Origin of the sequence: Candidatus Sysuiplasma acidicola (assembly GCA_019721035.1) — an archaeon.
In the GTDB taxonomy this organism is placed as follows: Archaea; Thermoplasmatota; Thermoplasmata; order Sysuiplasmatales; family Sysuiplasmataceae; genus Sysuiplasma; species Sysuiplasma acidicola.
Window position 1 is genome coordinate 1 of the sequence record JAHEAA010000035.1, and the last position, 2,188, is coordinate 2,188.

A 2,188-nucleotide genomic window follows, 5' to 3' on the forward strand; every position below is an offset into this window, starting at 1 on the left:
GGTTTAGCGCGGCCGTTCTGGATATGTGATTCCGTGAAATCCTCCACCGTTTGAATACAATAGCTTCCTATGGAAGAATCCGTGGCTGTTCGTGCTTCGGCGGGAGACAGACTGCGGGACACAGGTGAGACTCCAGAAGCCACCCCCTGGTCTTGCGTTCTATCCATATGCGTGATTTCGGGCATGCCCTGTCCTGCTGGCCTGGGCATATTCTGGCGTTGCGATATATTTGTCGCTCGCTTTCAAAAACAGTAATGCGATCGACGAGATTAGGGAAATGAATTGAGCTAAACTTTATCTCCAGACAGGGGACCAAAAAACTGCCGTCATGGGAGAAAGCCATTTGTGTTCGGCCGGTCATCCCCCGCGTTTATAAAGGTGCCGTAGAAATTGCCAGCAAGACAGGCAATACGACGTGACAGGCCAATGGAGTGTTTGTAAATACCACAATAGTGACATCATATGTGTTCATAGCGAATACAATGCATTTGTAAAGTGCACATAATCGATTTATATCGTAAAATTAACTCAGCAATAAGGAATTGAAACAGTGGCTATAGCTTCTCCTCAGAACGAATACGACGCAAATAGTATGTCTTTTCCACCGGAACTCGAAACCGTTCTTGATAGAACAGGTCTTGTTTTGCTTGTGAAAGGACAAACCGGCACAGGAAAGACAACAATGTCACTCGAGCTTATGACACGCCTTCAGTCAAAGGGTGACATTGTATACATTTCGACGAGAACTTATCCTGATAAACTGATTTATCAGCACTCACTGACCAAGCCTCTGAGCGAGAGGCCGAACGTCAAATTCTTTTCTACACTCGAATTCGATCCAACTCAGTTTGTCATTCCCCACAAAGTAGTCACGGGACTGCACACCCTCCTGTCAAAAATGCGTAATCCATTTGTCGTGCTGGATTCGTGGGAAGGCATGGCGGATTACATACCACAGGAAGCGAGAATGAAGGTGGAACAATCTCTCATGGCAGTGGTTGAAGAGACTGGCTCGAGACTCTTGCTGGTCAGCGAAAGGCCCGACGCTGATACGACCCTGGACCAGCTGGCGGACATAATAATCGTACTGGACAGAACATTAATTGAAGACAGGCGTGAGAGAAGACTGGAAATCAGAAAGCTGAGAGGACAGCCAATAATGCAGGAAAGCTATCTCTTCACCCTGTTTAATGGCCGCTTCCAGTATCTGGAGCCGTTCAAATTCAGATTGCCGCCAACCACTAACACGTTCAAGCCCGTTGAGAATACCGAAACATATATGTCAACCGGAAGCAGAGATCTGGACTACATTCTAGGCGGCGGCATACCCAGGGGATCAACTGTTCTTGTGGAGTTCAGGGGAGACGTCCCGTTCGAGGGCCAGCTATACGTGCCCATATGCATGTTGCTTAATTTTCTTTCCACCAACAACGCAGTGATGGCTTTCCTCTACAGCGACTATGATCCGGAACGCGCAAGGCCCTTCATAACACAGTTCGTTCCGAGAGAGGTGTATGATTCGAATCTCAAACTTTTCACCACAGACAAGGTCAAAGATCCTGTTGCCATCAACTTTTCACTGCGCAAGGATGAAGATTTCCGTAAATGGCTGAATACGTACGAGTCTTTCAAAGAAGAACAGAAGATAATCTGGATGCTGATGGCACTCGATACTGTGCAGAATTTCTACAATGAAGGCGTAATGACTTTTCTGGCCACAGTAGCTGCCAGAGCGGCAGTCAACAATGACATACAGGCCATTATTGCCCGGCCCAACCTGGAACTCACTCCAAAAGTGGCCAACATTTCGCAGATACACCTTGTGCTGACACAGAGACTTGGAACACTGGTTATCTACGGCATTAAGCCGCGAACCGGATTCTACTGTATTCAGTTTTCATTCAGGAATGGATATCCTGAACTCGAACTCATTCCTCTTGAAGACGCTATTGCTAACGGCTCGCAAACCAACCACACAAATGGAGACCTCAAAACTAAACTTTCGCCGCCTAAATCAAGGAGGGTTGGCGAAGATTTTTTTACCGCCGTAACAGAATCGTTCGACGATACCACGGAGGAATAACGCTTTGAAACGCCCTTCAGACAGAACATTCACGGAAGACGAGGGAGTGGAAAGGGAAACCACTGGTATCCCCGGTCTGGATCAAATGCTGGAAGGAGGCTACCC

1 protein-coding gene is annotated in these 2,188 nt (G+C 47.4%); it reads left to right on the forward strand.

Features of this window, described 5'->3' with window-relative positions:
- Nucleotides 1–550 precede the first annotated feature (550 nt).
- Nucleotides 551–2,083 (forward strand): hypothetical protein, encoded by a 1,533-nt coding sequence (locus KIS30_09965; protein ID MBX8647060.1) that lies wholly within the window; start codon nucleotides 551–553, stop codon nucleotides 2,081–2,083.
- The last annotated feature ends 105 nt before the right edge of the window (nucleotides 2,084–2,188 follow it).